Annotated in this window: 22 protein-coding genes; 11 read left to right on the top strand and 11 right to left on the bottom strand. The window is 70.5% G+C overall.

Going from position 1 to position 25056, the window contains the following annotated elements; genetic code table 11:
• The first annotated feature begins 55 nt into the window (after positions 1–55).
• Positions 56–997, top strand: coding sequence for an NADP-dependent oxidoreductase (locus tag QSK35_RS03580; protein ID WP_285742153.1), 942 nt, complete (start codon positions 56–58; stop codon positions 995–997).
• On the opposite strand, the gene QSK35_RS03575 is transcribed toward QSK35_RS03580, so the two are convergent.
• Together QSK35_RS03575 and QSK35_RS03570 are read right to left on the bottom strand one after the other, a co-directional pair.
• On the bottom strand, positions 994–1863 hold the full coding sequence (locus QSK35_RS03575; RefSeq protein WP_285742506.1) for a glycosyltransferase family 2 protein: 870 nt from the start codon (positions 1861–1863) through the stop codon (positions 994–996). The two genes, QSK35_RS03580 and QSK35_RS03575, sit on opposite strands and share 4 nt — an antisense overlap.
• Positions 1864–1903: 40 nt before the next feature.
• Complete coding sequence (locus tag QSK35_RS03570) at positions 1904–2965, bottom strand: cytochrome P450 (protein ID WP_285742151.1); 1062 nt, start codon at positions 2963–2965, stop codon at positions 1904–1906.
• Between the two features lie 96 nt (positions 2966–3061).
• Between QSK35_RS03570 and QSK35_RS03565 the strand changes: the two genes are divergently transcribed.
• A complete protein-coding gene (locus tag QSK35_RS03565) occupies positions 3062–3601 on the top strand; it encodes a TetR/AcrR family transcriptional regulator (protein WP_285742149.1) in 540 nt (179 codons plus the stop codon).
• 151 nt (positions 3602–3752) lie between these two features.
• Here QSK35_RS03565 and QSK35_RS03560 read toward each other — a convergent pair whose 3' ends face one another.
• The gene (locus tag QSK35_RS03560) at positions 3753–4505 is read right to left on the bottom strand and encodes an SDR family NAD(P)-dependent oxidoreductase (protein ID WP_285742148.1); all 753 of its coding nucleotides are present in this window, start codon (positions 4503–4505) and stop codon (positions 3753–3755) included.
• A gap of 17 nt (positions 4506–4522) precedes the next feature.
• Here QSK35_RS03560 and QSK35_RS03555 point away from each other — a divergent pair, with 17 nt between their 5' ends.
• Both QSK35_RS03555 and QSK35_RS03550 read left to right on the top strand, forming a co-directional pair.
• Complete coding sequence (locus tag QSK35_RS03555) at positions 4523–5359, top strand: GNAT family N-acetyltransferase (protein ID WP_285742146.1); 837 nt, start codon at positions 4523–4525, stop codon at positions 5357–5359.
• Positions 5360–5469: 110 nt separating this feature from the next.
• A complete protein-coding gene (locus tag QSK35_RS03550) occupies positions 5470–6627 on the top strand; it encodes an MFS transporter (protein WP_285742144.1) in 1158 nt (385 codons plus the stop codon).
• Here the strand turns inward: QSK35_RS03550 and QSK35_RS03545 are convergent.
• Both QSK35_RS03545 and mmuM read right to left on the bottom strand, forming a co-directional pair.
• The gene (locus QSK35_RS03545; RefSeq protein WP_285742142.1) at positions 6614–7048 is read right to left on the bottom strand and encodes an Hsp20/alpha crystallin family protein; all 435 of its coding nucleotides are present in this window, start codon (positions 7046–7048) and stop codon (positions 6614–6616) included. The two genes, QSK35_RS03550 and QSK35_RS03545, sit on opposite strands and share 14 nt — an antisense overlap.
• Complete coding sequence (mmuM, locus tag QSK35_RS03540) at positions 7048–7899, bottom strand: homocysteine S-methyltransferase (RefSeq protein ID WP_285742140.1); 852 nt, start codon at positions 7897–7899, stop codon at positions 7048–7050. The genes QSK35_RS03545 and mmuM overlap by 1 nt, the downstream gene beginning before the upstream one ends.
• Before the next feature lie 67 nt (positions 7900–7966).
• On the opposite strand from mmuM, the gene QSK35_RS03535 reads away from it, so the two are divergent.
• The 4 genes from QSK35_RS03535 (at position 7967) to QSK35_RS03520 (ending at position 12266) form a co-directional block, all read left to right on the top strand.
• Positions 7967–8416 (top strand): DUF4396 domain-containing protein, encoded by a 450-nt coding sequence (locus QSK35_RS03535; RefSeq protein WP_285742139.1) that lies wholly within the window; start codon positions 7967–7969, stop codon positions 8414–8416.
• Positions 8417–8691: 275 nt separating this feature from the next.
• Complete coding sequence (locus tag QSK35_RS03530) at positions 8692–9699, top strand: iron ABC transporter substrate-binding protein (protein WP_285742138.1); 1008 nt, start codon at positions 8692–8694, stop codon at positions 9697–9699.
• Positions 9700–11229: an ABC transporter permease gene (locus QSK35_RS03525; protein WP_285742136.1), complete on the top strand. Its 1530-nt coding sequence runs from the start codon at positions 9700–9702 to the stop codon at positions 11227–11229.
• A complete protein-coding gene (locus QSK35_RS03520) occupies positions 11226–12266 on the top strand; it encodes an ABC transporter ATP-binding protein (RefSeq protein WP_285742135.1) in 1041 nt (346 codons plus the stop codon). Before QSK35_RS03525 ends, QSK35_RS03520 begins: the two co-directional genes overlap by 4 nt.
• Here QSK35_RS03520 and QSK35_RS03515 read toward each other — a convergent pair.
• The 4 genes from QSK35_RS03515 to QSK35_RS03500 all read right to left on the bottom strand — a co-directional run bounded on the left by QSK35_RS03515 (position 12248) and on the right by QSK35_RS03500 (position 18844).
• Positions 12248–14647: an AMP-binding protein gene (locus tag QSK35_RS03515; RefSeq protein ID WP_285742134.1), complete on the bottom strand. Its 2400-nt coding sequence runs from the start codon at positions 14645–14647 to the stop codon at positions 12248–12250. The two genes, QSK35_RS03520 and QSK35_RS03515, sit on opposite strands and share 19 nt — an antisense overlap.
• Positions 14648–14742: 95 nt before the next feature.
• On the bottom strand, positions 14743–15501 hold the full coding sequence (locus QSK35_RS03510; protein WP_285742133.1) for an ABC transporter permease: 759 nt from the start codon (positions 15499–15501) through the stop codon (positions 14743–14745).
• Positions 15498–16454, bottom strand: coding sequence for an ABC transporter ATP-binding protein (locus QSK35_RS03505; RefSeq protein WP_285742132.1), 957 nt, complete (start codon positions 16452–16454; stop codon positions 15498–15500). The genes QSK35_RS03510 and QSK35_RS03505 overlap by 4 nt, the downstream gene beginning before the upstream one ends.
• Positions 16451–18844: an ATP-binding protein gene (locus QSK35_RS03500; RefSeq protein ID WP_285742130.1), complete on the bottom strand. Its 2394-nt coding sequence runs from the start codon at positions 18842–18844 to the stop codon at positions 16451–16453. The genes QSK35_RS03505 and QSK35_RS03500 overlap by 4 nt, the downstream gene beginning before the upstream one ends.
• Before the next feature lie 292 nt (positions 18845–19136).
• On the opposite strand from QSK35_RS03500, the gene QSK35_RS03495 reads away from it, so the two are divergent.
• Together QSK35_RS03495 and QSK35_RS03490 are read left to right on the top strand one after the other, a co-directional pair.
• Positions 19137–21605, top strand: coding sequence for an ATP-binding protein (locus QSK35_RS03495; RefSeq protein WP_352243140.1), 2469 nt, complete (start codon positions 19137–19139; stop codon positions 21603–21605).
• Between the two features lie 21 nt (positions 21606–21626).
• Positions 21627–21980, top strand: a complete 354-nt coding sequence (locus QSK35_RS03490; protein ID WP_285742129.1) for a hypothetical protein — start codon at positions 21627–21629, stop codon at positions 21978–21980.
• On the opposite strand, the gene QSK35_RS03485 is transcribed toward QSK35_RS03490, so the two are convergent.
• Both QSK35_RS03485 and QSK35_RS03480 read right to left on the bottom strand, forming a co-directional pair.
• Positions 21981–22622: an FMN-binding negative transcriptional regulator gene (locus QSK35_RS03485; protein ID WP_285742128.1), complete on the bottom strand. Its 642-nt coding sequence runs from the start codon at positions 22620–22622 to the stop codon at positions 21981–21983.
• Positions 22609–23883 carry a lysine N(6)-hydroxylase/L-ornithine N(5)-oxygenase family protein gene (locus QSK35_RS03480; protein ID WP_285742126.1) on the bottom strand — a complete coding sequence of 425 codons (1275 nt, stop codon included), beginning with the start codon at positions 23881–23883 and terminating at the stop codon, positions 22609–22611. The genes QSK35_RS03485 and QSK35_RS03480 overlap by 14 nt, the downstream gene beginning before the upstream one ends.
• Positions 23884–24085: 202 nt before the next feature.
• Between QSK35_RS03480 and QSK35_RS03475 the strand changes: the two genes are divergently transcribed.
• Positions 24086–25048, top strand: coding sequence for a TauD/TfdA family dioxygenase (locus QSK35_RS03475; RefSeq protein WP_285742124.1), 963 nt, complete (start codon positions 24086–24088; stop codon positions 25046–25048).
• The last annotated feature ends 8 nt before the right edge of the window (positions 25049–25056 follow it).

Below are 25056 nucleotides of genomic sequence, written 5' to 3'. Positions count from 1 at the left end.
CTGTCCACGGTTGAAGTCGGGGCGGCCGCACTCCTGCACGCCCAAGGAGCCCGTCATGCGCGCACTCAACGTCCCCGCCCCCGGTGAACGCCCGCAGGTCTCGGAGCTGCCCGCTCCGGTGGTCATCGACGGCCACGTGCTGATCAAGGTGAAGGCGGCGGGGCTCAACGCCCTGGACCGCGGCGTAGCGGCCGGCCTGCTCGCCGGGCTGATGCCGCACGAGTATCCGCTGGTCATCGGCCGGGACGCGGCCGGTGTGGTGGAGGAGGTCGGGGCCGGCGTCGACGACATCGCGGTGGGGGACGAGGTGTTCGGACACCTCACCGTGGTGCCGCCGATCCATGCGGGGACCGTCGCCGAGTACGCGGTGCTGCCCGCCGACTCGGTGGCCGCCAAGCCCGTCGCGCTGGACTTCGTCGCCGCCGCCGCGATCCCGATCGCGGGCGCGGCGGCGGTCGGGGCCGTCGACGCCATCGATCCGGGACCGGGTGAGGTCGTCCTGGTGAACGGTGCGTCCGGCGGTGTGGGCTCCTACGCCGTGCAGTTGCTAGCGGACCGCGGCGCCACGGTGATCGCCACCGGACTACCAGGCGACGCGGCGCGGTTGATCGGCCTGGGTGCGACCGAGGTGGTCGACCACACCGCGGGTTCCGTGGTCGATCGCGTGCGCGCCGCGTACCCGGACGGTGTCGACGCGCTGCTCGAAGTGTCCGTCTACCCGTCCGACCCGTCGATACTGGCGGCCGTCCGCAAGGGCGGCAAGGTCGCCAGCACCACGAACTCCGCCGACGAGGACACGCTCGCGGCGGCGGGACTGACGGGGACCAACATCATCGCGCAGCCGGTCCGCGCGGTCATCGGCGCGATCGCCGAGCGGGCCGCGGCGGGTCTGCTGAAGATCGACGTCGAGACGGTCCTGCCGCTCGACGAGGCCACCGACGGGCTGGAGATGTTCACCTCCGGCCACGTGGCGGGCAAGATCGTGATCGAGGTCTAGCCAACGTACCGGCGGGCCGTCGACCGGCGCTGCGAGTCCTCCAGCAGGGTGAGCCCGTGCTCGACGTGGCGCGGGACGACGCGGCGGTCCCGCAGCACCCACGGCAACCCGCGCAGCGCCGCGATGACCGCCCCCGCGGTCACCCGGTCCGCGGGGGCGGAGCCGAGCACGACCCTCGTGCGCCGCAGGGCGCTGCGCCACGGCCGGCGCAGCCACAGGGTCCACAGCGTGTTGCGGATCCCGAGGTGCCGCCGCAGCCGCGAGTCGCGGGTCGTCGACGCCGCGTGGTGGATGACGACGTCCTCCGACCAGCACATCCACCAGCCGAGCGCGGCCATGTCGATCGCGAGCAGTTCCTCCTCGCCGCTGAACCACATGCGGTCGGAGAACCCGCCTGCTTCGCGGAACGCGCTCAGCCGGAACATCGACAGCCCGGCGAGCACGCCGAGCAGCGCCGGGCCGGGCAGCCAGGCCGGTCCGGGCACCGGGGAGTGGCGCAGTTCCGGAGTGATCGGGTCCTCGGTGAGCTCCGGCTCGACGAGACAGCGGCCGGTCACCGACGCCAGCCGCGGGTGCGCGTCGAGCAGGTCGGCGGCACGGGTCAGTGCGCCGGGCTGCCAGCGGGTGTCGTCGTCACAGAACGCGACGTACGGCGTCGTGATCCGGCGGACGGCGAGGTTGCGGCCCAGCGCGCCGAGGTTGGTGCGGGCGCGGATCAGGACGACATCGGGATGGCGGCGTGCGACGGCGTCGGCGGTGCCGTCGCTGGATCCGTTGTCCACCAAGATGATCGGCGCCCGATCGGGCAGCGCGGTCATGTGGTCGAGGGTGTGCAGGAGTTCGGCCCGCCGGTTGCGGGTGATCATCACGACGGTGGTTCGCACCCCACTGGGCTACCCCGATCCGTCACCACGTCACGGGCAACGCGGTCAGCCCTCCGGTCAGCGCGTCTCGCCGGTAGGACAGCTCGGCCGGTTCGACGGCGAGACGCATTGCCGGGAACCGCGTCACGAGCTGGGTGAACACCTCGGTGAGCTCGATGCGGGCCAGCGGCGCGCCGAGGCAGAACCGCGGGCCGTGGCCGAACGTCAGGTGCGCGGCGGCGGACCGCTTGATGTCGAACCGTTCCGGTTCGGGGAACACAGCCGGATCGTGGTTGGCCGACTCGAGGCTGAGCAGCACCAGGTCGCCCAGGCGGACGGTCACGCCGTCGACTTCGAGGTCGGTGCGCGCGTATCTGATCATGCCGCCGTTGTCCGTGCGCTTCGGCGCGCGAAGGATCTCCTCGACCGCGGCCGGTACGAGGCTCGGGTCCGCGCACAACGCGTCCCACTGGTCCCGGTTGGTGAGCAGCAACATCGCGCCCAGCCCGATCCGCACGACCGTCGTCTCGTGCCCGGCGAACAGCAGGCCCATCGAGAGCATCGCGGCTTCCTCGTCGGACACGTCGTCCTGCGCGCAGAACCGCGAGATCACGTCGTCGCCCGGCTCTTTCCGTTTGGCCGCGACGAGCCGCAGGCCGTAGCCGTACAACTCGGCGAGGCCCTGTTCGGACAGCTTGCCGTCCGCGGTGTTGCCGGCGGCCTCGGACCACACGCGGAACTCGGCGCGATCTTCGTATGGCACGCCGAGCAGCTCGCAGATGACCAGGACCGGCAACGGCAGGGCGAGCGCCTGGTGCAGGTCGGCCGGTGGCGTGAGCCCGTCGAGCAGCTGCGTGGTGAGGGCCGCGACGCGCGGCTTGATGGTCTTCATGTGTTTGGGTGCGAAGTGCGGCTGCATCAGCGACCGCATCCGCGCGTGGCCCTCGTGCTCGGTCGCGAAGTCGCCCATCGGCCCGCCGAACAGCGCCGACTCGCCGACGCGTTCGGCGTTCTGCGGATCCGGGTGGGACCGGCCGAGCCGGTCGTCACCGAGCAGTCGCCGCACCTCCGCGTGTCCGGTCACGCGCCAGACCCGGTCACGCACGCGTTCGATCATGTCTACCCCCGGTTGTACACGCCGATGTAAACAACGTACTTGTTGACTCTCGTGTATACAAGTGGGGTGGAGACTGTCCGGCGGATGCCACGCGCGGAGCGGCGCGAGCAGATCATCGACGCGGCCACGCGCGCGTTCGCCCGCGCCGGGTACAGCGCGACGGGGCTGGACGACGTGGCCACCGAGGCCGGCATCACGCGCGTGCTGCTGTACCGGCACTTCGAGTCGAAGAACGACCTCTACCGGGCCGTGCTGGCGCAGGCGATGGCGCGGCTGGACGCCACCATCGGCGAGGACTTCGACGAGAACAGCATTCCCGCACTGGTGCGCGGCGCCGCGGCGGATCCGGACGGGTTCCGGCTGCTCTTCCGGCATGCCGCGCGGGAACCCGAGTTCCGCGACGTGGTCGACGGGCTGCGCGCGATGTCGACGGAGATCGCGCGGCGCGAGCTGGCCGCCGTCATCCCGCCCGGCCCCTGGTACGACTGGGCGGCGCGGCTGCTGCCGTCGGTGACGCTGGAGGCCGTGATCGCCTGGCTGGACGCCGGTCAGCCCGATCCGGAGCACGCGGCCGAGCGCGTGGGACGGCTCGTGGGCGCGGTCATCGAGGCGGCGTCCACATAGGACTCAGCAGCTGCGGGCCTAGGCCGGTAGCCGGGCCGGGCGTTCGACAATGCCCAACGGCGTTCGGGCGGCACCGCTGTCGAGCAGGTGGCGCCCGAACGGCGTGCACCGGGAGTTCGACAATGTCGAATAGCGTTCTCCGCACAAAGAGTCACCACGTCGGGCGCGCGCTCACCCCGCCGTCCACGACGAGGTCGTGCCCGCTGATCCACGCCGCCAGCGGCGAGGCCAGGAATACGCACGCGTTGCCGATGTCCTCCGGCGTACCAAGGCGTTCCAACGGCGCCGCCCGGTGCCAGCGAGCCACACCCTCGGGCCAGTCGCCGGCCAGTCCCGGCCGGTCGATCAACCCAGGGGAGACGGTGTTGACCCGGACACCGAACCGGCCGTACTCCAGCGCCGCCGACCGCGCGTGCATGATCAGCGCCGCCTTCGACGCGTTGTAGTGCGCGTGTCCGGGCGCGGGATGACTGCCCTCGATCGACGCGATGTGCGTGACGCTGCCGCCGGACTCCCGCATGTGCGCGACCGCGGCCTGCGTGCAGGCGAACGCGCTGAGCACGTTCGTGTCGACGACCGCTCGCCACTGCGCGGCCGTCATGCCGTCGAGCTCCTCGACGGGCTGCACGCCGGCGTTGTTGACCAGCGCGTCCAGCCGGCCGCCCCACGCGACCGCCGCCTCGATCAGGTCGTGGCAGCCGCTTTCCCCGGCGAGGTCGGCCCGGATCGCCGTGGCCCGGCCGCCCCGCGCGGTGATCTCGCCGACCAGGCCGGCGGCGTCGCCGTTGTGGTGGTGGGCGACGACCGCCGCACCGGCCTCGGCGAACCGCAGCGCGATTCCGCGGCCGATGCCGCCGCTGGCGCCGGTGACGACGACGACCCGTCCGGTCAGTGAGATCTCCATGGGGGCATCATTGAGCAATGGCGTCGGTGCGGGGGTTGGGCCCGGCGGATCACCGGGCCGCGGGGGAGTTGTTCACCGCGGTCTATCCCTTGCGCGCCAACGAGGTCGGCGGCTGGACGGACGCGGGCCGGTACGTCGCGATCGACGCCGATCGGGTGATCGCGTACGCCGCGCTGTGGCCGTTCCAGTCCGACGGGCACCGCATGGACCTGGTCGTCGCGCCCGATCAACGCCGCCGCGGAGCCGGAAGCCGGCTGCTGGAGTTACTCGCGGGCGCGGCCCGTGCCGCCGGCTCGATCACGCTGCAGGCCCGCGTGGACGACACGTGGCGGGAGTCGTTGGCGTTCCTCGGAAATCGGGGGTTCGCCGAGACCATGCTCATGCACCGCCAGGTCCTCGACGTCGCCGACGCGACTCTCGAACCGTTCGACCACATCGAGAACACGCTGCGGACGAGCGGCATCGTGATCAAGCCATTACCCGCGGACTCACTCGCCGAGTTCGGTGACGTCATGCGGGCGGCCGCCGAGGGGTGGCCGGACCCGGATCCGCGCCCGGTCCGGGAACCGCTGACCGACGCCGAACTGGAACCCCGCACGCCGGACTGTTTCGTCGCCGTCCACGGCGACCGCTACGTCGGCTTCACGGGGCCGTTCGCGGGCACCGGGGTGCGGCCCGAGTACCGCGGGCGCGGCATCGCGACCGCGTTGAAGGTCCGCGCGGTGCGGCTCGCCCGGTCGCGCGGCGTCGTCGCGATGGCCACGTCGAGTGGCAACCCGGCGATGCTGTCGGTCAACGAGCGGCTGGGGTTCCGCCGGACCACGACGGAGGTCCGCCTGGTCAGGCGGCTGTGATCGGTTGCACGTTCAACCACCGCTGACGCGCGGGTAGGATCGTTTCAGAAGCTAACGAATCGGTCCCGGTCACCGTCGACTCCGGACACGTGATCTGGGGACGGCTTTCGATGACTCTCACCGCGACGCGTCAGACGAACACACCTGCCATGGCGGCGCTCGCGCTCGGCGGGTTCGCCATCGGCACCACCGAGTTCGCGACCATGGGCCTGCTGCCGCAGATCGCGGACACCATGCACGTCTCCATCCCCGAAGCGGGCCACGCGATCAGCCTCTACGCGCTCGGCGTCGTGGTCGGCGCGCCGCTGATCGCCGCGCTGGCGGCCAAGTTGCCGCGCAAGGGCCTGTTGATCGGCCTGACGATCGCGCTCGCCGTCGGCAACGGCCTGTCGGCGGCGGCATGGAACTCGTCCTCGTTGCTGGCCGCGCGGTTCCTCGCGGGCCTGCCGCACGGCGCGTACTTCGGCATCGCCGCCGTCGTGGCGACCACGCTCGTGCCCGCCGACCGGCGCGGCACCGCGGTCGCCAGGGTGATGGTGGGCCTGACGATCGCGAACCTCGCCGGCGTCCCGGCCGTGACGGCGGCCGGGCAGCACATCGGCTGGCGGGTGGCCTACCTCGCGGTCGCGGTGATCGCCCTGGTCACCACCCTCGCGGTCGCCAAGTGGGTGCCGCGCACCCCGCCCGCGCACGACGCCACGATCGTCGGCGAGCTCAGCGCGTTCCGCCGCCCGCAGGTGTGGTTCGCGATCTTCACCGGCATGATCGGCTTCGGCGGCATGTTCGCCGTCTACTCGTACATCTCGCCGATCACCACGGAGGTCACCGGCCTGCCCGCGGGTGCCGTCCCGTGGATGCTCGCCACGTTCGGCCTCGGCATGACGCTCGGCGCGACCTACGGCGGCCGGTTCGTGGACCGGTCGGTGACCGGCGCCCTGTTCGGTTCGCTGATCGCGACGTCCGCGGTGCTGACGCTGCTCGGCCTGACGGGCACGTCACCGGTGCCGGCGTTCGTGTTCGTGTTCCTGCTCGGCTTCGTGTCACAGGTGCTCGCGTCGGCGTTGCAGATCCGCCTGATGGACGCCTCGCCGGACGCGCCCTCGCTGGCCTCGTCGTCCAACCACTCGGCGTTGAACGTGGCGAACGGCGGGGGCGCGTGGCTCGGCGGCCTGGCGATCGCGGCGGGGTGGGGTTACCTGTCGACGGCGTGGGTCGGCGTGGCGCTGAGCCTCGCCGGACTCCTCATCGCGCTGGTCAGTCGCCGCTGATCTCGACCCGGCGCGCCTTGGCGCGTTCGGCCTTCGGGACCCGGATGGTCAGCACGCCGTCCGACATCGCGGCCTCGACGTGCTCACTGTCCAGGTCGCCGGGCAGCGCGACGCGGTATTCGAACTGGCCGACCCGCCGCGTGCGGCGGCGGAACGTGCCTTCTTCCTCGCGTTCCTTGAGCTCACCGCTGACGGCCAGGTCGTTGCCGGTCACCTCGATCGTCACGTCTTGCCGCTTGACCCCCGGCACGTCGATCTCGACGACGTAGGCGGAGTCGGTCTCACAGACATCGGCGGAGGGCACCCACGCCCCGGCGCCGGTGATCGTGTTCTGCAGCAGCGATCCCATCCGGTCGAACAGGTCCTCGAACTCGCGGACCGGATCCCATCGGCCGGCGGAACGCCTCACGGGCAGAGTCATCACGTATCACTCCCTTCCGGCGCTGGGGTACCCGAAACCGCGCGGCTGATGGCCGCGATGTCGTCCGGGTAGACGCGGCAGCAGCCGCCGATGATGCTCGCGCCCTCGTCGGCCCACTGCTTCGCCTGCGCCGCCCGGAAATGCGACCGGCCCACCCAGCGGCCGGTCCACTCCTCGCCGCTGTTCGGGTAGACGATCACCGGCTTGTCCGTGGTCGCGCGGGCGATCGCGATGGCGGTGGACACGTCTTCCGGCGCGCAGCAGTTGACGCCGATCGCGATCACCTCGGGTGCCTCGGCCAGCGCGAACGCCTCAGCGAGCGGCTGTCCGGCGCGCGTGCGGTCGCCGTCGATGGTGAACGACAGCCACGCGCGCACCCCGCCGAGCGAGGCGACGACCGCCTCGGCCTCGTCGATGTCCGGCACGGTCTCGACGGCGAGGACGTCCGGCCCCTCGTCGGCGAGGATCTCGATGCGCGGCCGATGCCAGCGCGTGAGTTCCCTGACGGACAACCCGTAGCGGCCCCGGTACTCCGAGCCGTCGGCGAGCATCGCCCCGTACGGGCCGACGGACGCGGCCACCCAGCCACCGGGCGCCTCCTCGTCACGCGCGGTCCGGGCGAGTTCTACAGACCGGCGCAGAAGCATCTTCGTGTCGCGGCCGAGGCCTTCGAACGACGCCTGGTAGCTCGCCGTGGTCGCGATGGACGCGCCGGCGCAGAAGAACGCCCGGTGCGTCTGGACGATCTCGTCCGGCGCGTCCCGGAGCAGCCGTGCCGACCACAGCGGGTCGGACAGGTCGTGCCCGCGCCGTTCGAGCTCGGTGGCGAGCCCGCCGTCGGAAATACGCACGTCACCACTCTAGTTGCCGCCCATACCCCCTAGGGGTATCGTAGCGGTCAACGTGAAGGAGGAGATCATGGATCACGGCGAGAGCCTCACCAGGCAGGCGATCTCGGCGACGCTGCACTGCCTCACCGGCTGCGCGATCGGCGAGGTGCTCGGCATGGTGATCGGCACGGCGCTGGGCTGGTCGAACGTGCCGACCATCGTGCTGTCGATCGCGCTGGCGTTCCTGTTCGGCTATTCGCTGACCATGCGGCCCGTCCTGCGCTCGGGCGTCGCCTTCAAGGTGGCGATCGGGGTGGCGCTGGCGTCGGACACGGTGTCCATCACCGTCATGGAGATCATCGACAACGCCGTGATGGTGCTCGTTCCCGGCGCGATGAACGCCGGTCTCGGCAACTGGGTGTTCTGGGCGAGCCTGGTGTTCTCGCTCGGCATCGCCTTCGTGGCCACGGTGCCGGTCAATCGGTGGCTGATCGCGCGCGGCAAGGGGCACGCGGTCATGCACCAGTACCACCACTGACCCACCGCCAGGTGGATGGGCGGCATGCACCAGGACGCCCCGGCGGGCGAGCCTGGTGTTCTCGCTCGGCATCGCCTTCGTGGCCACCGTGCCGGTCAACCGGTGGCTGATCGCGCGCGGCAAGGGGCACGCGGTCATGCACCAGTACCACCACTGACCCACCGAAACCGCGTGGTCACCGTGCGAAGACGCCCGATCCGTCGAACGTGACCGCACGAACCATCATCTAAGGTAGCCCTAACCTAACGAAGTCCTGGGGTGGGAAGAGGGCGACGATGCGGTGGTCCATGCGGGTCACGGCGGCGGTCAGCGCTGTCGTGCTGGCGGCCGGATGCGGCAATGGCGCGAGCGGTGGTGACGCGCTCACGCTGTACAACGCGCAGCACGAGGACCTGATGAAGGCCATGGTGGAGGGTTTCACCAAGGAGACCGGCATCAAGGTGAACCTGCGGTCCGGCAAGGACTTCGAGCTCGCCAACCAGATCGTGCAGGAGGGTGACGCGTCGCCGGCCGACGTGTTCGTCACGGAGAACTCGCCGGCGATGAGCCTCGTGGACGCCAAGGGGCGGTTCGCGAAGGTCGACGACGCGACCCTCGCGCAGGTGCCGGGCCAGTACTCGCCGTCGAGCGGTAACTGGGTCGGGTTCGCGGCGCGGTCGACCGTGTTCGCCTACAACAGCAAGCAGCTCACCGCCGAACAGCTGCCGAAGTCCATTGTGGACGTAGCGCAGCCGCAGTGGCAGGGCAAGATCGGTGTGGCCGCCGCGGGCGCGGACTTCCAGGCGATCGTCAGCGCCGTGCTGGAGGTGACCGGTGAGGACGCCACGAAGCAGTGGCTGGCCGGACTCAAGCGCAACGCCAAGATCTACCCCGGCAACATCGCGGTGATGAAGGCCGTGAACTCGGGCGAGATCCAGGGTGGCGTGATCTACCACTACTACTGGTACAAGGATCGCGCCGAGGCGAGTGCCAACTCCAAGGACACCGAGCTGAAGTTCTTCACCGACGGCGATCCCGGCGCGTTCGTCAGCGTGTCCGGCGCGGGTGTGGTGAAGGCGAGCAAGAAGCAGGCCGACGCGCAGAAGCTCGTCAAGTACCTGACGAGCAAGGGCGGTCAGCAGATCCTCAGCGACAGCAAGGCACTCGAGTACGCGATCGCCAAGGACGCCACGCCCAACAGCAAGCTGAAGCCGCTCAACGAGCTCAAGCCGCCGCCGATCGACGTCGCGAAGCTCAACGGGCCCAAGGTCGTCGAGCTGATGCAACAGGCCGGCCTGATCTAGTTGACACTCACCCTCCTCCGCCGCCGGGTGGGTCCGGTCCCGGTTCTCGTGTTCGCCACGGGAGTGGCGCTGCTCGCGTTGCTCCCGCTGGGGTTCGTGGTCTGGGCGACCATCAGCACTGGCTGGGCCGAGGCCGAGAAGCTGATCTTCAGGCCGCGTACCGGTGAGCTGCTGTGGAACACCGTGCGGCTCACCGCGGGCGCGGTCGCGTTGTGCGCTGTGATCGGCACGGCGACCGCGTGGCTCGTCGAGCGCTCGAACCTACCGGTACGAAAAGCGTTCCACGTGCTGCTGACCGCGCCGCTCGCGATCCCCGCGTTCGTGAACAGCTACGCGTGGGTGTCGCTGCTGCCCTCCGCGACCGGGTACGGCGGGGCGCTGCTGATCGTGACGCTGTCGTACTTCCCGTTCGTGCACCTGCCGGTCGCGGCGGCGTTCCAGGGCCTCGATCCCGCGCTGGAGGAGACCGCCCACGCGTTGGGGCTGTCCCGATGGCGGACTTTCACGCGCGTCGTGCTGCCGCAGTTGCGGCCCGCGCTGCTCGGTGGCGCGCTGCTCGTGGCGCTGCACCTGCTGGCGGAGTTCGGCGCGCTGCAGATGCTGCGGTTCCCGACGTTCACGACCGCGATCTACGACCAGTACCAGTCCACTTACAACGGTCCGGCCGCGAACATGCTCGCCGTCGTGCTGGTGCTCTGTTGTCTGTTGCTGCTCGTGGGTGAGTTGAAGGGACGCGGCAGGGCGCGGCTCTCGCGGGTGGGCACGGGTGTCGCGCGACCGGCCACCCGTGCACGGCTCGGCCGGGCCGCGATCCCGGTGCTGACCGCGCTTTGTGTGCTCGTGGCACTGTCGCTGGCCGTCCCGCTGGCGAGCCTGACGTACTGGCTGAGCGGTAGCTCGGCCGAGTTCGACGCGGAGATGATCGCCGCCACGGCGACGACGTCGCTGGCGCTGGGCGCGTTGGGCGCGGTGTGCACGGTGGGGCTGGCGATTCCCGTGGCGTGGCTGGTGGTGCGGCACCGCAACGCGTTGAGCACGTTCCTGGAACGCAGCACATACTTCGGCAACGCCCTGCCGGGCATCGTGGTCGCGCTGGCGCTGGTGACGATCGGCATTCAGGTTGTGCCCGGCCTCTACCAGACGACGGTCATGCTGCTGGCGGCGTACGCGATCCTGTTCCTGCCGCGCGCGGTGGTGAACGTCCGGTCCGCGCTCGCGCAGGCGCCGCCGGTGCTCGACGACGTGGCGCACAGTCTCGGCTCCGGCCGGCTCGCCGCGTTCCGGCGCGTGACGCTGCCGCTGATCGCTCCCGGTCTGGGCGCGGGGGCGGCGCTCGTGTTCATCGCGGTCGTCACCGAGCTCACCGCCACGCTGCTGCTCGCGCCGATCGGGACGACGACGCTCGCGACGCAGTTCTGGAGCCACAGCGACAGCGCCGCCTACGGGGCCGCCGCGCCCTACGCGGCGCTGATGGTGCTGCTGTCCGTGCCCGCGACGTATCTGCTGACCAGGGAAGGGATCCGGAGATGACGGCGCTGACGATTCGGGGTGTCACGAAGTCGTTCGGCGCGACGCCGGTGCTCGGTGGCATCGACCTGCATGTGCCGGCGGAGTCGTTGACGGCGGTGCTCGGCCCGTCCGGGTGCGGCAAGACGACGTTGCTGCGGCTGATCGCCGGGTTCGACGACCCGGACGCGGGTGTGATCGCCTTCGGCGACGAGACCGTGTTCGGCGACGGCCGTTCCACGCCGCCGCAGCGCAGGCACGTCGGTTACGTGCCGCAGGAAGGCGCGTTGTTCCCGCACCTCACGGTCACCGCGAACATCACGTTCGGCCTGCCGCGCAAGGCCCGCGTCGCGAAGCACCGCGTTCCCGAGCTGCTGGAGCTGGTGGGGCTGGACGTGCGGGTGGCCGACCGGTACCCGCACCAGTTGTCGGGCGGCCAGCAGCAACGCGTCGCGCTCGCCCGCGCGCTGGCGCCCGAACCGTCCGTGGTGCTGCTGGACGAGCCGTTCTCGTCGCTGGACGCCGGGCTGCGGGAGGCGACCGGGCGGGCGGTGGTGTCGGCGCTCCGCGCGACGAACGCGACGGCCGTGCTGGTCACGCACGACCAGGCGGAGGCGTTGTCGCTGGCCGACCAGGTCGCGGTGATGCGCGCCGGTCGGCTCGTGCAGCTCGCCGAACCGCCTGTTGTGTACGGCAGTCCGTTGGACGTGGGGGTGGCGCGGTTCGTGGGCGACGCCGTGCTGCTCGCGGGTCAGGTACGCGGTGCGCACGTCGACTGTCCACTCGGGACTATTGCTCTGCGCGCCGGAAACATTGATGGCGCGGCCGAGGTGCTGATCCGGCCGGAACAGATCCTGCTGCGCGGCGACGGCAGCGGCGTGCCCGCGCGGGTCGAGGAGGTCAGCTTCTACGGTCACGACGCGGCGGTGCGGCTGACGCTGCTGCCGGACGGCCCGCGGGTGGTCGCGCGGATCACGGGGGAGCGGGACCTGCCGGCTCCCGGCCAACAGGTCGGTCTCGTCGTGACGGGTGACGCGCTGGCCTATCCCTTGAGCGGGTAGCGGCGGATCAGCCGTTCGGCGCGCTGGGCGAACCGCCAGAGCAGGGCGCCCGCGGTCAGGCAGATCAGCAGCACGACCGCCTTGGGCACGCCGAGGTGGACGAGCGGGATGTAGATCGACCAGTGCGACAGGTAGATGTACAGCGACGCGCCCGCGATGAGCCCGGCCACGCGAACCAGCAGGCGCGGAGCCACGACCCGCGGCACGAACAACAGCAGCAGGACGCCGGCCGTGATCACCGCTTCCCGCAACGGGTTGTCGAAGTAGCCGGGCACGAGCACGAGCGTCAGCGCCGCGGTGAACAGCCGTTGCCGCAGGGTCGTCGACCGGTGGGCGAGCCAGCCGAGCGCGAAGAACCAGGCGACGCCGTGCGTGGCCAGCGCGCGTTCGGGAAACTCGACGGTGTCGTTCGCGAAGAGGTAGGCGACCAGGCCAATCGCCAGCGCACCGGCCGCGAACCCGAAGCGGTGGCGGCGTTCCAGGCGGCGGACCGCCGGGATCGCGAACAGGATGCCGAGGACGAGCAGCAGCTGGACGGCGACCTCGACGTACCAGTAGCCCCACGCGCCCTGGTGCGCGTAGTTGTTGACCAGCAACACGTTCGCGGTACCGACGTCGTCGCGCACCAGCGCCCGCCAGCCGATCCACGCCATCGCGGGCACGGCGATCCGCGCGGCACTGCGCAGCACGGCCTTTCCGGTGTCCACGTGGGACAGGCCGAACCGGGCGAAGCTCCAGCCCGCCACGGCGAGCAGCAGGTGCGCCCCGCCGAGCACCTGGTAGAGCCCGATGTGGGTGCCGACGACGAGGACGATCGCCAAGGCGCGCAACAGGATGTTGGTCTCGACGGTGGTGGGGCCACCGCGGGCGCCCTCCAGCTCGGCGATCGGCGTGGTCGGCCAGTTCGGCGGCAGGGAGCCGAGCAGCTCCTCCAGTTTGATCGACATCTGCACGTACGACATCGAGTCGCCGCCGAGCGACACGAACGTGGCCTCGTCGTCGACGTCCGGCAGGTGCAGGATTTCGCAGTACAGTGCGCGCACTGTCTCGGTCGCACCATCTGAGGTCGCGGTGGACACCGCGCTGTAGTCGATCTTCCCGTTGGCCAGCCTCGGCAGCTCGGTGAACTCCACGACGCGCACGTGGCCGGCGGGCAGGCCGGTCAACGACGGCACGAGCCGCCGCACCTCGGCGGCCTCGCCCGTGACCGCGATGGTGACACCGTGGTCGTCACCCGCGCACGCCACGTCGTGCCCGCGCTCGCGGAAGAGCCGCTCGGCCCGGTCGAGGTCGAGCCGCAGCCCGAACGGCTTGACGAATCGGCTGGTGCGGCCGATCACCTCGTACAGCCCGTCCGGTGCGCGCCGGGCGAGGTCGCCGGTGACGAGTTCGTCGATCTCCCGTCCCAGGGCGAGATCCGCCGGTCGTTCCGCGTACCCGAGCATCACGTTGGCGCCGCGATAGATCAGCTCGCCTTCGTCCCCGCCACCGCGGATGGCGAACTCGCCGCCGGGGATCGGGATCCCGATGGCCGACGGCCGCGACTCGGCCAGCTCGGGGGGCAGGTAGGCCATGCGCGCGGTGGCCTCGGTCTGGCCGTACATGACGAAGAACGTCCAACTTCGCGCGTAGCGCCGCACCTTCTCGGGCGCGAGCCGCCCACCGGCCTGCGTGACGTACCGCAGCGACGGCAGATCGACGTCGACGCGGTCGAGGAGGTCGAACGTGTGCGGCACGCCGTGCAGGCTGGTCGCACCGGCGTTCCTCGCGTGGTCCCAGAACCGCGGGTCGAGCACAGATCGGTCGGACAGCACGACGGCCGCGCCACGGGACAGGTTGCTGTTCACCACGGACAGTCCGTAGCAGTAGTGCAGTGGCAGCGAGAGCAGCGCGCGGTCGGTGGCGCGGATGCCGAGGTACTCGGCGATCGCGGCGGCGTTGGACCGCAGGTTCTCGGCGGAGAGCCGCACGAGCTTGGGCGAGCCGGTGGTTCCGGACGTGGACAGCAGCAGCGCGAGGTCTTCGTGCAGCTCGTGTGCCGTGCCCTCGCGGCGTTCCGTCAGTTTCCCTTGGTCGGCAACGACATCGGGGTCGTAGGCGGCCACGAGCGCCGGGGCGTGTTCGGGTGCGGTGAGCAGGACGGGGTGGCCGCCGCGCAACGCCGCGAGGTAGGTGACGATCGGCTCGACGTCGTTGGTGGCGGTGACGAGCACGAGTCGCCGTGTGTCACCGAGTTGGCGCGCCCGGTGTTCGACACGGTCCTCGAGGTCCGTGTAGGACACCGGTGTGCCGTCGGCCGCGATGAGCGCTGGAGCGTCGCCGTGCACGTGCAGGTCGTACGCGAAGGGAACCCGTGCTGTGCGGGTCTGCGGTTGATGCACGACGTCACCTCCGGCCGTGGGGCGGCGAACACGGCCGGACGCAGGATAAGCACAGGCTAACCAAACAGAAAGATAGGCTGACCTACATCACTCGGTCAGTCCAGAGATCTGCGCAGGAACCCTTTCACACCGATCCAGCCGAACAACGCGGTCGTCACGAAGAGCACATCCAGGCACACCCACAGTGGCACGTGCGGCACCGCGGGCACGAGCAGCGCGCGCATGCCCTCGCTGACGTAGGTGAGGGGGTTGAGCGCGCAGACCCACTGGAACCACGGCAGGTTGTCCAGCTGTGGCAGCGGGAACTGGGTAGCGCCGGTGAACATCATCGGCGTCACGAGCACGGCGAACACGGTGTTGATCCGGTCGGGGTGCACGACCGTGCCGAGCACCAGGCCGAGTGCGGCGCCGCAGAACGTGCCGAGGGTCAAGACGCCCAGTGCCAGGGGCAGGCTCGGCAAGGGCCACGTGGTGTCGAGCAGGACGAACCCGATCGGCACCATGCACAGCGCGGACACCAGGCCGCGCAACGCTCCGAAAAGGATCTTCTCGACGCCGACGAGGTGGATTGGCATCGGGGCCAGCAGCCGGTCCTCGATCTCGCGGGTCCAGGAGAAGTCCAGGGTCAGCGGGATGGACGTCTGCTGCACGGCGCCGAAGAACCCGGTCAGCGCGATGATGCCCGGCAGCAGCACCGCGCCGTAACCGGACTGGACGTAGCCGAGGTCGGTGAGCACGGTGCCGAACACGAACAGCACGAACAGCGGCTGCACGATGGTCTGCAGCAGGAAGCTCGGCAGTTCCCGCCACGTGACTAACACGTCGCGGGACAGCACGGCGGTGAAGGCCCTCATCGCAGATCCCTGCCCGTGAGCTTGATGAACACGTCCTCGAGGCTCGGCCGGTCGGTGGCGACGTCCCGCAGGCGGGCGCCGAACTCGTCGACGACGCGCAGCGCCGCGGCGAGCACGGGTGCGCTGTCGGCGTCGACGCGGAGCCGGAAGTCGTGCGCGCCCAGCGTCTCCACGTGCTGCACACCGTGCACTGTGGACAGTTTGGTGGCGAGCTGTCCGGGGTCGGCGCCCTCGACGGTGAGCTTGACGGTGACGTCGCCCTCCATGGCGGCGGTGAGCGCGGCCGGGGTGTCGAGGGTGAGCAGCCGGCCGTGGTCGATGATGCCGACGCGGTCGCAGAGCCGCGCGGCCTCGTCCATGTCGTGCGTGGTGAGGACGACGGTGACGCCTTCGTCTCGCAGCTCGGAGATTCTCTGGTAGACGAACAGCTTCGCCTGCGGGTCGAGCGCGTTCGACGGTTCGTCGAAGAACATCACCGTGGGGCGGTGCATGAGCGCGCGGGCGATCATGACGCGCTGCTGCTGCCCGCCCGACAGACGCATGATCGTGCTGCCCGCGTGCTCGGCGAGCCCCATCAGGTCGAGGATCTCGTCCGCGCGCCGCCGGCGCTCCCCACGCCGCACGCCGTGGTATTTGGCGTGGAACAGGAGGTTCTGCCGCACGGTCAGCGCCCGGTCGAGGTTGTTGTGCTGGGGCACCACGGCGAGCAGCGCCCGCGCGGCACTGGGCTGGGTGACCACGTCGACGCCCTCGACCGTCACGGTGCCGGAGGTGGGCAGCACCCTGGTGGTGAGGACGCCGATCGTGGTCGTCTTCCCGGCCCCGTTCGGGCCGAGCAGTCCGAACACCTCGCCGCGCCGCACGGTGAAGCCGAGCCCGTCGACGGCCGGGCGCGGCTTGCGCGGGTAGCGCTTGACCAGGGCGCTGACCGTGACCGCGTCGTGCTGGGTCATGCGCGGACCAGCACCCGTGGCGCCACGTCGCCGACCGAGATGAAGACCTGGTCGGGGTCGCAGTGCGCGAGGCTCTTGCGGTACAGGCGCAACAGCGACGCGCGGTTCGGGTCGTCCTCGGGCGCGAGCTCGATCGCGGTCCGGTAGCAGCGCACGGCGATCGCGTACGCGCCGAGCGCGGCGGCCCGGCGACCGGCGTCGGCGAGCACCGTGCGGGCCCGTTCACGCAGCTCCTCGGTCGGCTTCCCGGCGGCCGCCGACAACCGGACCGCGTGGCCGAAGTGGCAGGCGAGCATGTCGGCCTTCACGGCGGGCTGCTGCTCCAGCCACGCGGCGGCCAGCCGGTGTTTGTCCGCTCTGACCGCGCGCGGCAGCTGGTCGTGGGCGACGTCGAGCACGAGCTGGTGCCGGAACGCGTACTCGGTCTCGCCGGGGATCGTGCTGGCCGGTCGGCGGCGCACGATGTCGCGGCGCTCCCACCGGTCGAGGATCTTCTTCACCTCGGCGCGTTCGAGGCCGCTGATCGCGGCGACGGCGCCGGGCCACACGGTCTCGCCGAGCACGGCCGCGTTCTGCAGCACCGTCTTTTCCTCGGCCGGCGCGGCGTCGAGCCGGGCCGCGACGACGGCGCGCAACGTGTTCGGCAGGGCCGCGCTGTGGGTGCCGAGCGCGCGGACGTACTCCTCGGCGAACAGCGGGTTGCCGCCGATGCGGGTGAGCAGCGCGGGGTTGCTGCGGACCAGCCGGCTGTCGGCGCCGTCGAGCAGCGCGTCCAGCAGGCGGCTGGTGCCGATCTCCGACAGCGGGCCGAGCGTGATCGTCGTGTGCCGCGGTCCACCGCCCCAAGATGGTCTCGACCACCGCAGTTCAGGCCGTGCGGTCGCGACGACCAGCAGCGGGCCGGATCGCTGGGGAATCCTGTGGACGAAGTCGATCAGCGCGTCGTCGGCGAGGTGCAGGTCCTCGAAGACGACGACCCGCGCGGTGTCCGGGATGTGCGGCGTGGTGAGGAACTGCGCGCCCGCCAGCTCGGTGACGAGCCGCGTCTTGCCCATGCCCGGTTCGCCCACCAGGGTCACCAGGTGCGCGGTGTTCGTGCGGGCGGTGTGCTCGACGAGCTCGCGCAGCAGCTTCAGCTCGCGGTCGCGGTCGATCAGCGGCGCCCGGCCGGGCACGCGGCCCGTGATGTCGCGGGTGACGTCGCACTGCTCGATGGCGCCGGGTTCGGCTGCGGTGAGCAGGCGCAACCCGGTGTTGAGCGCCTCACCGGTGATCAGCGGCGGCCCGCCGCGCGGGCGGACGAAGGTCTCGCCGGTGGCCACGGCGATCCGGACCGAGGGGAAGCGGTCGCGGATCGCCGTGGCGGCCATGAGGGCGCGGGAGGCGTCGTCCTCGCGCGTGAGGGGCACGCCGAACACGGCCAGTGCCATGGGGCCGGCGGACGCGGTCACAATGCCGCCGAACCGGGCGACCTCGTCGCGGACCGCGCCGAGCACGTCCTTGAGATTCCGGTCGGCGTCCTCGATGTCGTCCTCGTCGGTCTCGGTGGCGACGAGCAGCGCGGTGATCCACTTTCGTTCGGCCGCGGCCGGCCGTGCTTCCACTCGCGGCTGTTGTTGTTGCGGGATAACGATTCGTTCGGTGGCGGGGTGCTGCAGCGCCGGGTCGTGGTCGAGGATCGCGCGGTGCAGGTCGCGCAGCTCGTGGCCGGGTTCGATGCCGAGCCGTTCGCGCAGCAGCGTGCGCGTGCGGCGATAGACGGACACCGCCTCGGCCTGCCTGCCGTCGCGGTAGAGGGCGCGCATCAGCTGTCCGCACAGCCGTTCGCGCAACGGTTCCGCGGCGACCATCGCCTCGAGCTCGGCCACGGCCTCGTGGTGACGGCCGCAGGCGAGCTCGGCTTCGACGAGGTCCTCCAGCGCCGCGATCCGTCCGTTCTGGACGGCCGTGAGCTCGGGCCAGGCGATGCCGGCCTCGACGAGGTCGGCGAGCGCCGGACCACGCCACAGGCTCAGTGCCTCGCGCAGCTTGCGGGCGGCCGACTCCCACGATCCGGCGGCGAGGTCGGCGCGGCCATCCTCGGCCAGTGCCTGGAATCGGAACAGATCGATCGAATTAGTATCGATTCGCAACAGGTATCCGGGCGCGTGGGTGAGCAGCGCCGCGGGTGCTTCCGCATCATTTCTCTCGTCCGCGAGGATGGCTCGGATCCCGCACACCGCGTTCTGCAGCATCTTCCTCGCGGTGGGCGGAGCCTCCTCGCCCCAGAGTGCCTTCAGCAGTTTGCTCGTCGGCACCACGGTGTTGGCGTGCAGCAACAGGAAACCCAGCGTTGCGCGTTGTTTCGGACTGCCGAGCGCGACGGAGGATCCACAGTCGTTGACTTCCAAGGCACCCAGTAGAGAAAAATGCATGGTCCCGTCCCAAGCCTCTGGAGTGATCTCGATAGGTCCCGGAGTGTGTGATCGGTTGTGCGGTGTATCACCCGTGGCCACAAGGTAGCCGGATGAAAAAGCGGTATCGGAGATCTCAATTGGATCCCCCACAAGGCATAGGAAATTTCCTAGTGTTGCCAGTGGGTATCAATTGGTGGGCATGGTTACCGTTTAGTGCCTACTTGGTTCGCCGCCACCAGTAGGGTCGGATGTTGTGTGACAACCCTCACCGTTGGGGTGGCGAACCGTGCGATTCAACCTGCTGGGTCCCCTGGAAGTGCTGGACAATGGGGTTCCGGTGCCTTTGTACGGTGTCAAACAACGTGCAGTTCTGGGATACCTGTTGTTACATGCCGGTGAAGTCGTGCCGGTGAGCCGGTTGTTGAAAGTCGTTTGGGACGGCGATGCGCCACCCACCGCGCGGAAGATGCTGCAGAACGCCGTCTCGACGTTGCGTGGTGCGTTGTCCGCGGAGAGCTCCGCGTTGTTGCTGACGCAGGCGCCGGGATATCTGCTCCAGGTCGATCCCGCCGATCTCGACGTGACGGCGTTCCAGCGGCTGGCCGAGCGCGGCCGCGCGGAGCTGGCCGCCGGGGAGCACGAGCAGGCGGCGAAGACGTTGCGCGACGCGCTCGGGTTGTGGCGCGGGCCGGCGCTGGCGGACCTCGCCGAACGCGGCGTCGGCTGGCCGGAGCTCTCGGCGTTGCAGGACAGCAAGCTCGCCGTCTACGAGGACTGCTTCGACGCCGAGCTGGCCCGTGGCGGCCACCAGAACGTCGTCGGCGAGCTGGAGGTGCTCGTCGAGACCGAGCCGTTGCGTGAACGGCTGTGTGCGCAGCTGATGCGCGCCCTGTACCGGTGTGGCCGGCAGGTCGACGCGCTCGCGGTCTACCGGGCGACCAGGGCCGCGCTGATCGAGCAGCTCGGCGTCGAACCGTGCCGCGAGCTGCAGGAGCTGGAACGCGCGATCCTCAACCACTCGCCGGATCTGGCACTGCGGCTGGAGGAGTCGTCCGGCGAGGCGCCGGTCGCCGCGGACCCGGAGCCGGTCGAGTCCACTGTGGACGTCCTGGTGCCGGTGGTGGAGCGCCGGTGGGTGAGCGTGCTGCTCGTGACGTCCCATCTGGACTCCCGCGAGCGTGATGACGTGGAGCAGGTCGACCAGGTCCACACCGGCATGGCGGACGCCGTGCGGGCCGAGGTCGACCGGTTCGGCGGCATGCTGGTGAGCGGTATCGGGTCGACGTGGTGGGCGTTGTTCGGCGTGCCGAGCACCAGGGAGGACGACGCCGAACGGGCCGTGCGGGCGGCGGTGGCGATCCGGGACGCGTTCGAGGCGGACTGGCCGGCGCCGCGCTGCGCGGTGACGACCGGCGAGGTGCTGGTGACCTACCACGGTGACGAGCCGCCGTCGGCGACCGGCCCGGTGACGCGCGAGTGCTGGGCGCTGGGCACCACGGCGTCGCCGTTCGACGTGCGGGTGTGTGACGTGACGCGGCGTGCGAGTGAGCGCGCGGTGATGTGCTCGGTGCCCGACGACCCGGCGTCGGGGTGGGTGGTCGAGGCGATCCGGCCGCGCCCGGTGCCGCGGGTGACGGCGCCGTTCGTGGAGCGGGAACGCGAGCTGGACCTGTTGCGCGGTCTGCTGGGCAACGTGCTGCGCTACCGCCGCCCGCATCTGGTGACCGTTCTCGGGGAGCCGGGAATGGGCAAGAGCCGGCTGCTGGCGGAGCTGGCGCGCGTGTCCGGGGACGGGGTGCGCTGCCTGACGGGCCGCGCGCCCGCGTTCGGCGGTGGTTCCGCCCTGGCCGAGGTCGTCGCCGCCTACGCGGGCGTACGGGACAGCGACAGTCCGTCCACCGTGGACCGGCGGTTGGCCGACGCGGTCGACCGGCTGATGGGCGCCTCCGGTGCGTGGGTGCTGGACGAGCTGCGCGCGCTGCTCGGTCCCGCGGCGGACTGTGAACCCATGGCGCTGCGCCGGTTTCTGGAGGCGGTGGCGCTCGAGCGGCCGTTGATCGTCGTCGTGGAGGACCTGCACTGGGCGTCGGAGGCGGTACTCGACTTCGTCGGCGACCTGGCCGAGCGGGTCGTGCCGGTGCCGATGCTGGTCGTGGCCACCGCCCGCCCGGAGCTGCTGGACCGGCGGCCCCGCTGGGGTGGCGGTACGCGGGAGGCGACGGTGACGACGCTGGACCGGCTGTCCGACGACGCGACGCTGCGACTGCTGGGGCATCTGGTCGAGACGCACGGGCTGATCGCGAGCCCCTGCCGTGAGCTGGTCAGCTCGGTCGGCGGAAACCCTTTGTTCGCAACGGAGTACGTGCGGATGCTGCGCGACGGCGGCTCCGGTGTCGGGGTGCATCCGCCGCACTCGGTGCGTGGGGTGATCGCGGCACGGCTGGACACGCTGCCGGCCGTGACGAAGTCGGTGCTGCAGGACGCGGCCGTGTTCGGCGAGGCGGTGTCCGCCGATGCCGTCGCCGCCGTGTCCGATGTGGACTCCGCCGAGGTGGAGCGGCAGCTGGAGCACCTGGAGCGCTGGGATTTCCTCCGGCGCTCGCCGCACGGGTGGCACAGGACCCAGACGCGGTACCGGTTCGGGCACATGCTCGTGCGCGACGTCGCCTACGGGCAGCTGCCCCGGGCCGTGCGGGCGCACAAGGAACGGCTGGCCGAGCGGTGGTCGGCGGCGCACGAGCTCGCCGAGTCCTGATCGTTCGTGTAAGAAGAACGCATGGGGCGTGTATTGGTGATCGGGCTCGACCCCGCGCAAATTCCCGGCTGGGATCCCGCACCTGTCCAGGCGGCGATCGCCCGTGGGCAGGCCCGCTTCGAGGAGCTTGGCCTCGAGGCGGACATGTGCCTGGTTGTGCCGGAAGACCGGCCCGAGGAAGCGATTGTGGCGGCGTTGACCGGTGGGGACTACGCGTGTGTGGTGGTCGGGGGCGGTATTCGCAAGCACGAGCCGCTGCTCGAGTTGTTCGAGCGGGTGGTGAACCTGGTGCGGCAGTACGCGCCCGGTGCGGCCATCGCGTTCAACAGCGGCCCCGAGGACATGGCCGACGCCGCCCTGCGGTGGTTGCGTTAGTCAGCGGTGCACAAGTGGGTTGGTGTGGCCCAGCGATCGGTCCCGCATGAGCCTGGCCAGCTGGTGGTGCTGGCCGGTGTCGCTGTTCTCGAACCACTGGATGACGCGTTCCTGCTGCTCCGGCCGTTGTTCCTGGCTGAGCTTGCAGATGGTGTCGACGGCCCGCACGCGCAGCCGGAACGCGGCGACGTGGGGGAGCAGCTCGTGGAAGTAGGGCAGCGAGCCGGTCATGTCCCAGCCGACGCCGAAGCGGCCCTCGAGTTGCTCGACGGTGCGCGTGATGATCGGGAGGACGTCGGCCGGGTCGTCGGCGACGGTGATCTCGCCGGTCACGTGGACGGCGGTGAAGTTCCAGGTCGGTGCCGCGGGGTGTTTCTCGTAGACCGCGGGGGAGATGTAGCCGTGCGGTCCGTGGAAGACGGCGAGCGCCTTGTCACCGTTTTTTAGACCGGCCCACTGCGGGTTGCTGCGGTTGATATGTCCTAAGAGGACTCTTCCGATGAGGTCGTCGTCGCCGTCGGTTTCGAGGACCATCGGCAGGTGCGCGGCGATCGGTCCGTCGCAGACGAACAGCGCGAGCGGGTTGTTGCGGATGATGCCGAGGGCCGCGGTGTCGTCTTGGTAGATCTCAGGCACGTACACGGCACACTCCGTCCGCGATGAGTGCCCGGGCGATCTCGGCGGCGCGCACGGCGGTGGTGGACAGCAGTCCGGAGGAGATGCCGTGCGTGTGTTCGGTCGCGCCGCCCTGCACGTAGATGCCGCAGCGGACGTCCTCGGTGGTGACGAGCCGATAGTTGCGGTCGACCTGGAACTTGCCGCAGTCGTCCTCTTTGACGTAGCCGGCGAGGTCGCCGAGGAGGTTGCGCGGGTCGTTGGGGCGGTAGCCGGTGGCGTAGATGACGAAGTCCGACACCAGTTCCCGGTGTTCGCCGGTGGGCAGGAACTCGAGCTGGAGCCGGACGGCGTCGCTCTGCCGGATGTCGCGGATGCGCGTGGTGTGCAGCAGGCGCAGCCGTTCGGTGCCGCGGACCAGCTCCTGGTAGTGCCGCCGGTACAGCTCCTTGGTGAGGTCGAGGTCCACCACGGAGTAATTGGTGCTGGCGTGGTAGTTCAGCAGCGACTTCTTGACGTCCGGCGGCGCGGTGTGGAAGTGGTCGACGGACTCGGGGTCGAAGATGCGGTTCGCGAACGGGCTGTCGTCGGCGACGCTGTAGCCGCGGCGCGCGAACACGGCGTTGACCTCGCCGTGCGGGAAGCGGTCGAGGAGGTGGTTCGTGATCTCGGCGGCGCTCTGCCCGGCGCCGACGACGGTGAACCGGTGCGGCCCGTCGGGCAGATCTTGTAGGTGCCGCACGAAGTGTGAGCTGTGCCAGACGCGGTCGGACAGCTGAACGTCCTGGGGGATGTCCGGTATGAGGCCGGTCGCGACGACGACGTTGCGGGCCCGCCGGGTGCCGGTCGCCGTCTCGACGTCGAGGTGGGTGATGCGGCCGTGTTCCTCGACGGGGTGCACGGCGAGGACGTCGGCGCCGTAGCTGACGACGTGGTCGAGCTTGGCCGCGGCCCAGCCGAGGTAGTCGTGGAACTCGATCCTCGACGGCATCAGGATCTGGTGGTTGATGAAGTCCACCAGCCTGCCCTTGTCGTGCAGGTAGCACAGGAAGCTGAACTCGCTGCGCGGGTCCCGCATCGTGGCGAGGTCCTTGAGGAACGAGATCTGCATCGTGGCGTCGTCGATGAGCATGCCGCGGTGCCAGCCGAACTCGGGTTGCCGTTCGAAGAAGGCCGCCGTGAGATCGTGGCCGTCGGTCTCGTGCAGCGCGATGGCGAGCGCCAGGTTGGCGGGCCCGAACCCGATCCCGGCCACGTCCACGACGTCCGGATCTTCACGCGATGGCAATGAATTCACCTCGCCTGCTGCTAGGACATTCTGGTGGGGCCTGAATTTAGGTCCCGTGCTTCAGACCGGCGCCCACCATCGAGTAATCGCTTCCACCCGTTGCTGGACAGTGGGTGCGCCGTGGAACCACGGAATTGCTGGGCAACCGTGGTGACGACTTACTTTCGGCGAGCGAACACACTCATTGATGGTGGAGGGGAATGTGACGGTCAGCCTGAACCTCGCCGCCACCACGGTGGCCGCCGAAGACCACGCCGCGGTGCGATCACTGGCGGCGTCGCTGACGCCGGGCCTCGTGGACGACCCCGCGTGGGTGAACCGTGCGCGGGCGTTGTCGTGTGCGCTGCCCGAGGGGCTGCGGCGGGTTCTGCGGGACTTCCGGCGTTGCTCGGGGCAGGAGGGTCTGCTCCTGATCCGCGACCTGCCGATCGACGCGTCGTCGTTGCCGCCCACTCCCACCCGGCCGCTCTCGGTGCAGCGGGACGCGACCATTCCCGCCGCGGTGCTGGTGCTGTTCATGTCCCACCTGGGCGAGCTCGTGGCGTTCCGGCCGGAGAAGTCGGGTGCGCTCGTGCAGGACGTCGTGCCGGTGCCCGGCCAGGAGCAGATGCAGGGCAACGCCGGGTCCACGCGCCTGGAGATGCACACCGAGAACGCCTTCCACCCGCACCGGCCGGACTTCCTGGCGTTGCTGTGCCTGCGCGGCGACCACGACGGGTCGGCCGGCCTGCAGGTGGCGTCGATCCGGCGGGCGCTTCCCCTGCTGCCGGACGACGTCGTGTCGGTGCTGGCGCAGCCGCGGTTCGTCACGGCCGCGCCGCCGTCGTTCGGTGCCGGCGCGGGCGATGCCGTGCCGCAGCCGGTGTTGCGTGGATCGGTAGACGACCCGGACCTGGTGGTGGACTTCGCGGCCACGCGGGCTCTCGACCCTGATGCGGAGCGGGCTTTGGCTGTGCTCCAGGAGGCGTTGATCTCGGTCGGGCAGACGGCTGTGTTGTCGCCGGGTGATCTGGTGATTGTGGACAACCGGGTGGCTGTGCACGGCCGCACGGCGTTCACCCCGCGCTACGACGGCCAGGACCGGTGGCTGCAGCGCACCTTCGTGCACCTCGACTTCCGCCGGTCGCGGGCGCTTCGCGCACTCGACGGCCACGTCGTCGTCTGAGCCGCGCC

It is taken from the genome of Lentzea sp. NBRC 105346 (assembly GCF_030269605.1).
Classification (GTDB): domain Bacteria; phylum Actinomycetota; class Actinomycetes; order Mycobacteriales; family Pseudonocardiaceae; genus Lentzea.
Note: the sequence above shows the minus strand (reverse complement) of the source record. Positions and strands in the feature narration are given on the sequence as shown.

Bases quoted from the DNA above. Each gene is read 5' to 3' on its own strand.
- QSK35_RS03510 (WP_285742133.1), bottom strand. From the start codon at position 15,501: ATGAGGGCCTTCACCGCCGTGCTGTCCCGCGACGTGTTAGTCACGTGG.
- QSK35_RS03580 (WP_285742153.1), top strand. From the start codon at position 56: ATGCGCGCACTCAACGTCCCCGCCCCCGGTGAACGCCCGCAGGTCTCG.
- QSK35_RS03575 (WP_285742506.1), bottom strand. From the start codon at position 1,863: ATGATCACCCGCAACCGGCGGGCCGAACTCCTGCACACCCTCGACCAC.
- QSK35_RS03535 (WP_285742139.1), top strand. From the start codon at position 7,967: ATGGATCACGGCGAGAGCCTCACCAGGCAGGCGATCTCGGCGACGCTG.
- QSK35_RS03520 (WP_285742135.1), top strand. From the start codon at position 11,226: ATGACGGCGCTGACGATTCGGGGTGTCACGAAGTCGTTCGGCGCGACG.
- QSK35_RS03505 (WP_285742132.1), bottom strand. From the start codon at position 16,454: ATGACCCAGCACGACGCGGTCACGGTCAGCGCCCTGGTCAAGCGCTAC.
- QSK35_RS03550 (WP_285742144.1), top strand. From the start codon at position 5,470: ATGACTCTCACCGCGACGCGTCAGACGAACACACCTGCCATGGCGGCG.
- QSK35_RS03555 (WP_285742146.1), top strand. From the start codon at position 4,523: ATGGCGTCGGTGCGGGGGTTGGGCCCGGCGGATCACCGGGCCGCGGGG.
- QSK35_RS03560 (WP_285742148.1), bottom strand. From the start codon at position 4,505: ATGGAGATCTCACTGACCGGACGGGTCGTCGTCGTCACCGGCGCCAGC.
- QSK35_RS03545 (WP_285742142.1), bottom strand. From the start codon at position 7,048: ATGACTCTGCCCGTGAGGCGTTCCGCCGGCCGATGGGATCCGGTCCGC.
- QSK35_RS03565 (WP_285742149.1), top strand. From the start codon at position 3,062: ATGCCACGCGCGGAGCGGCGCGAGCAGATCATCGACGCGGCCACGCGC.
- QSK35_RS03490 (WP_285742129.1), top strand. From the start codon at position 21,627: ATGGGGCGTGTATTGGTGATCGGGCTCGACCCCGCGCAAATTCCCGGC.
- QSK35_RS03530 (WP_285742138.1), top strand. From the start codon at position 8,692: ATGCGGTGGTCCATGCGGGTCACGGCGGCGGTCAGCGCTGTCGTGCTG.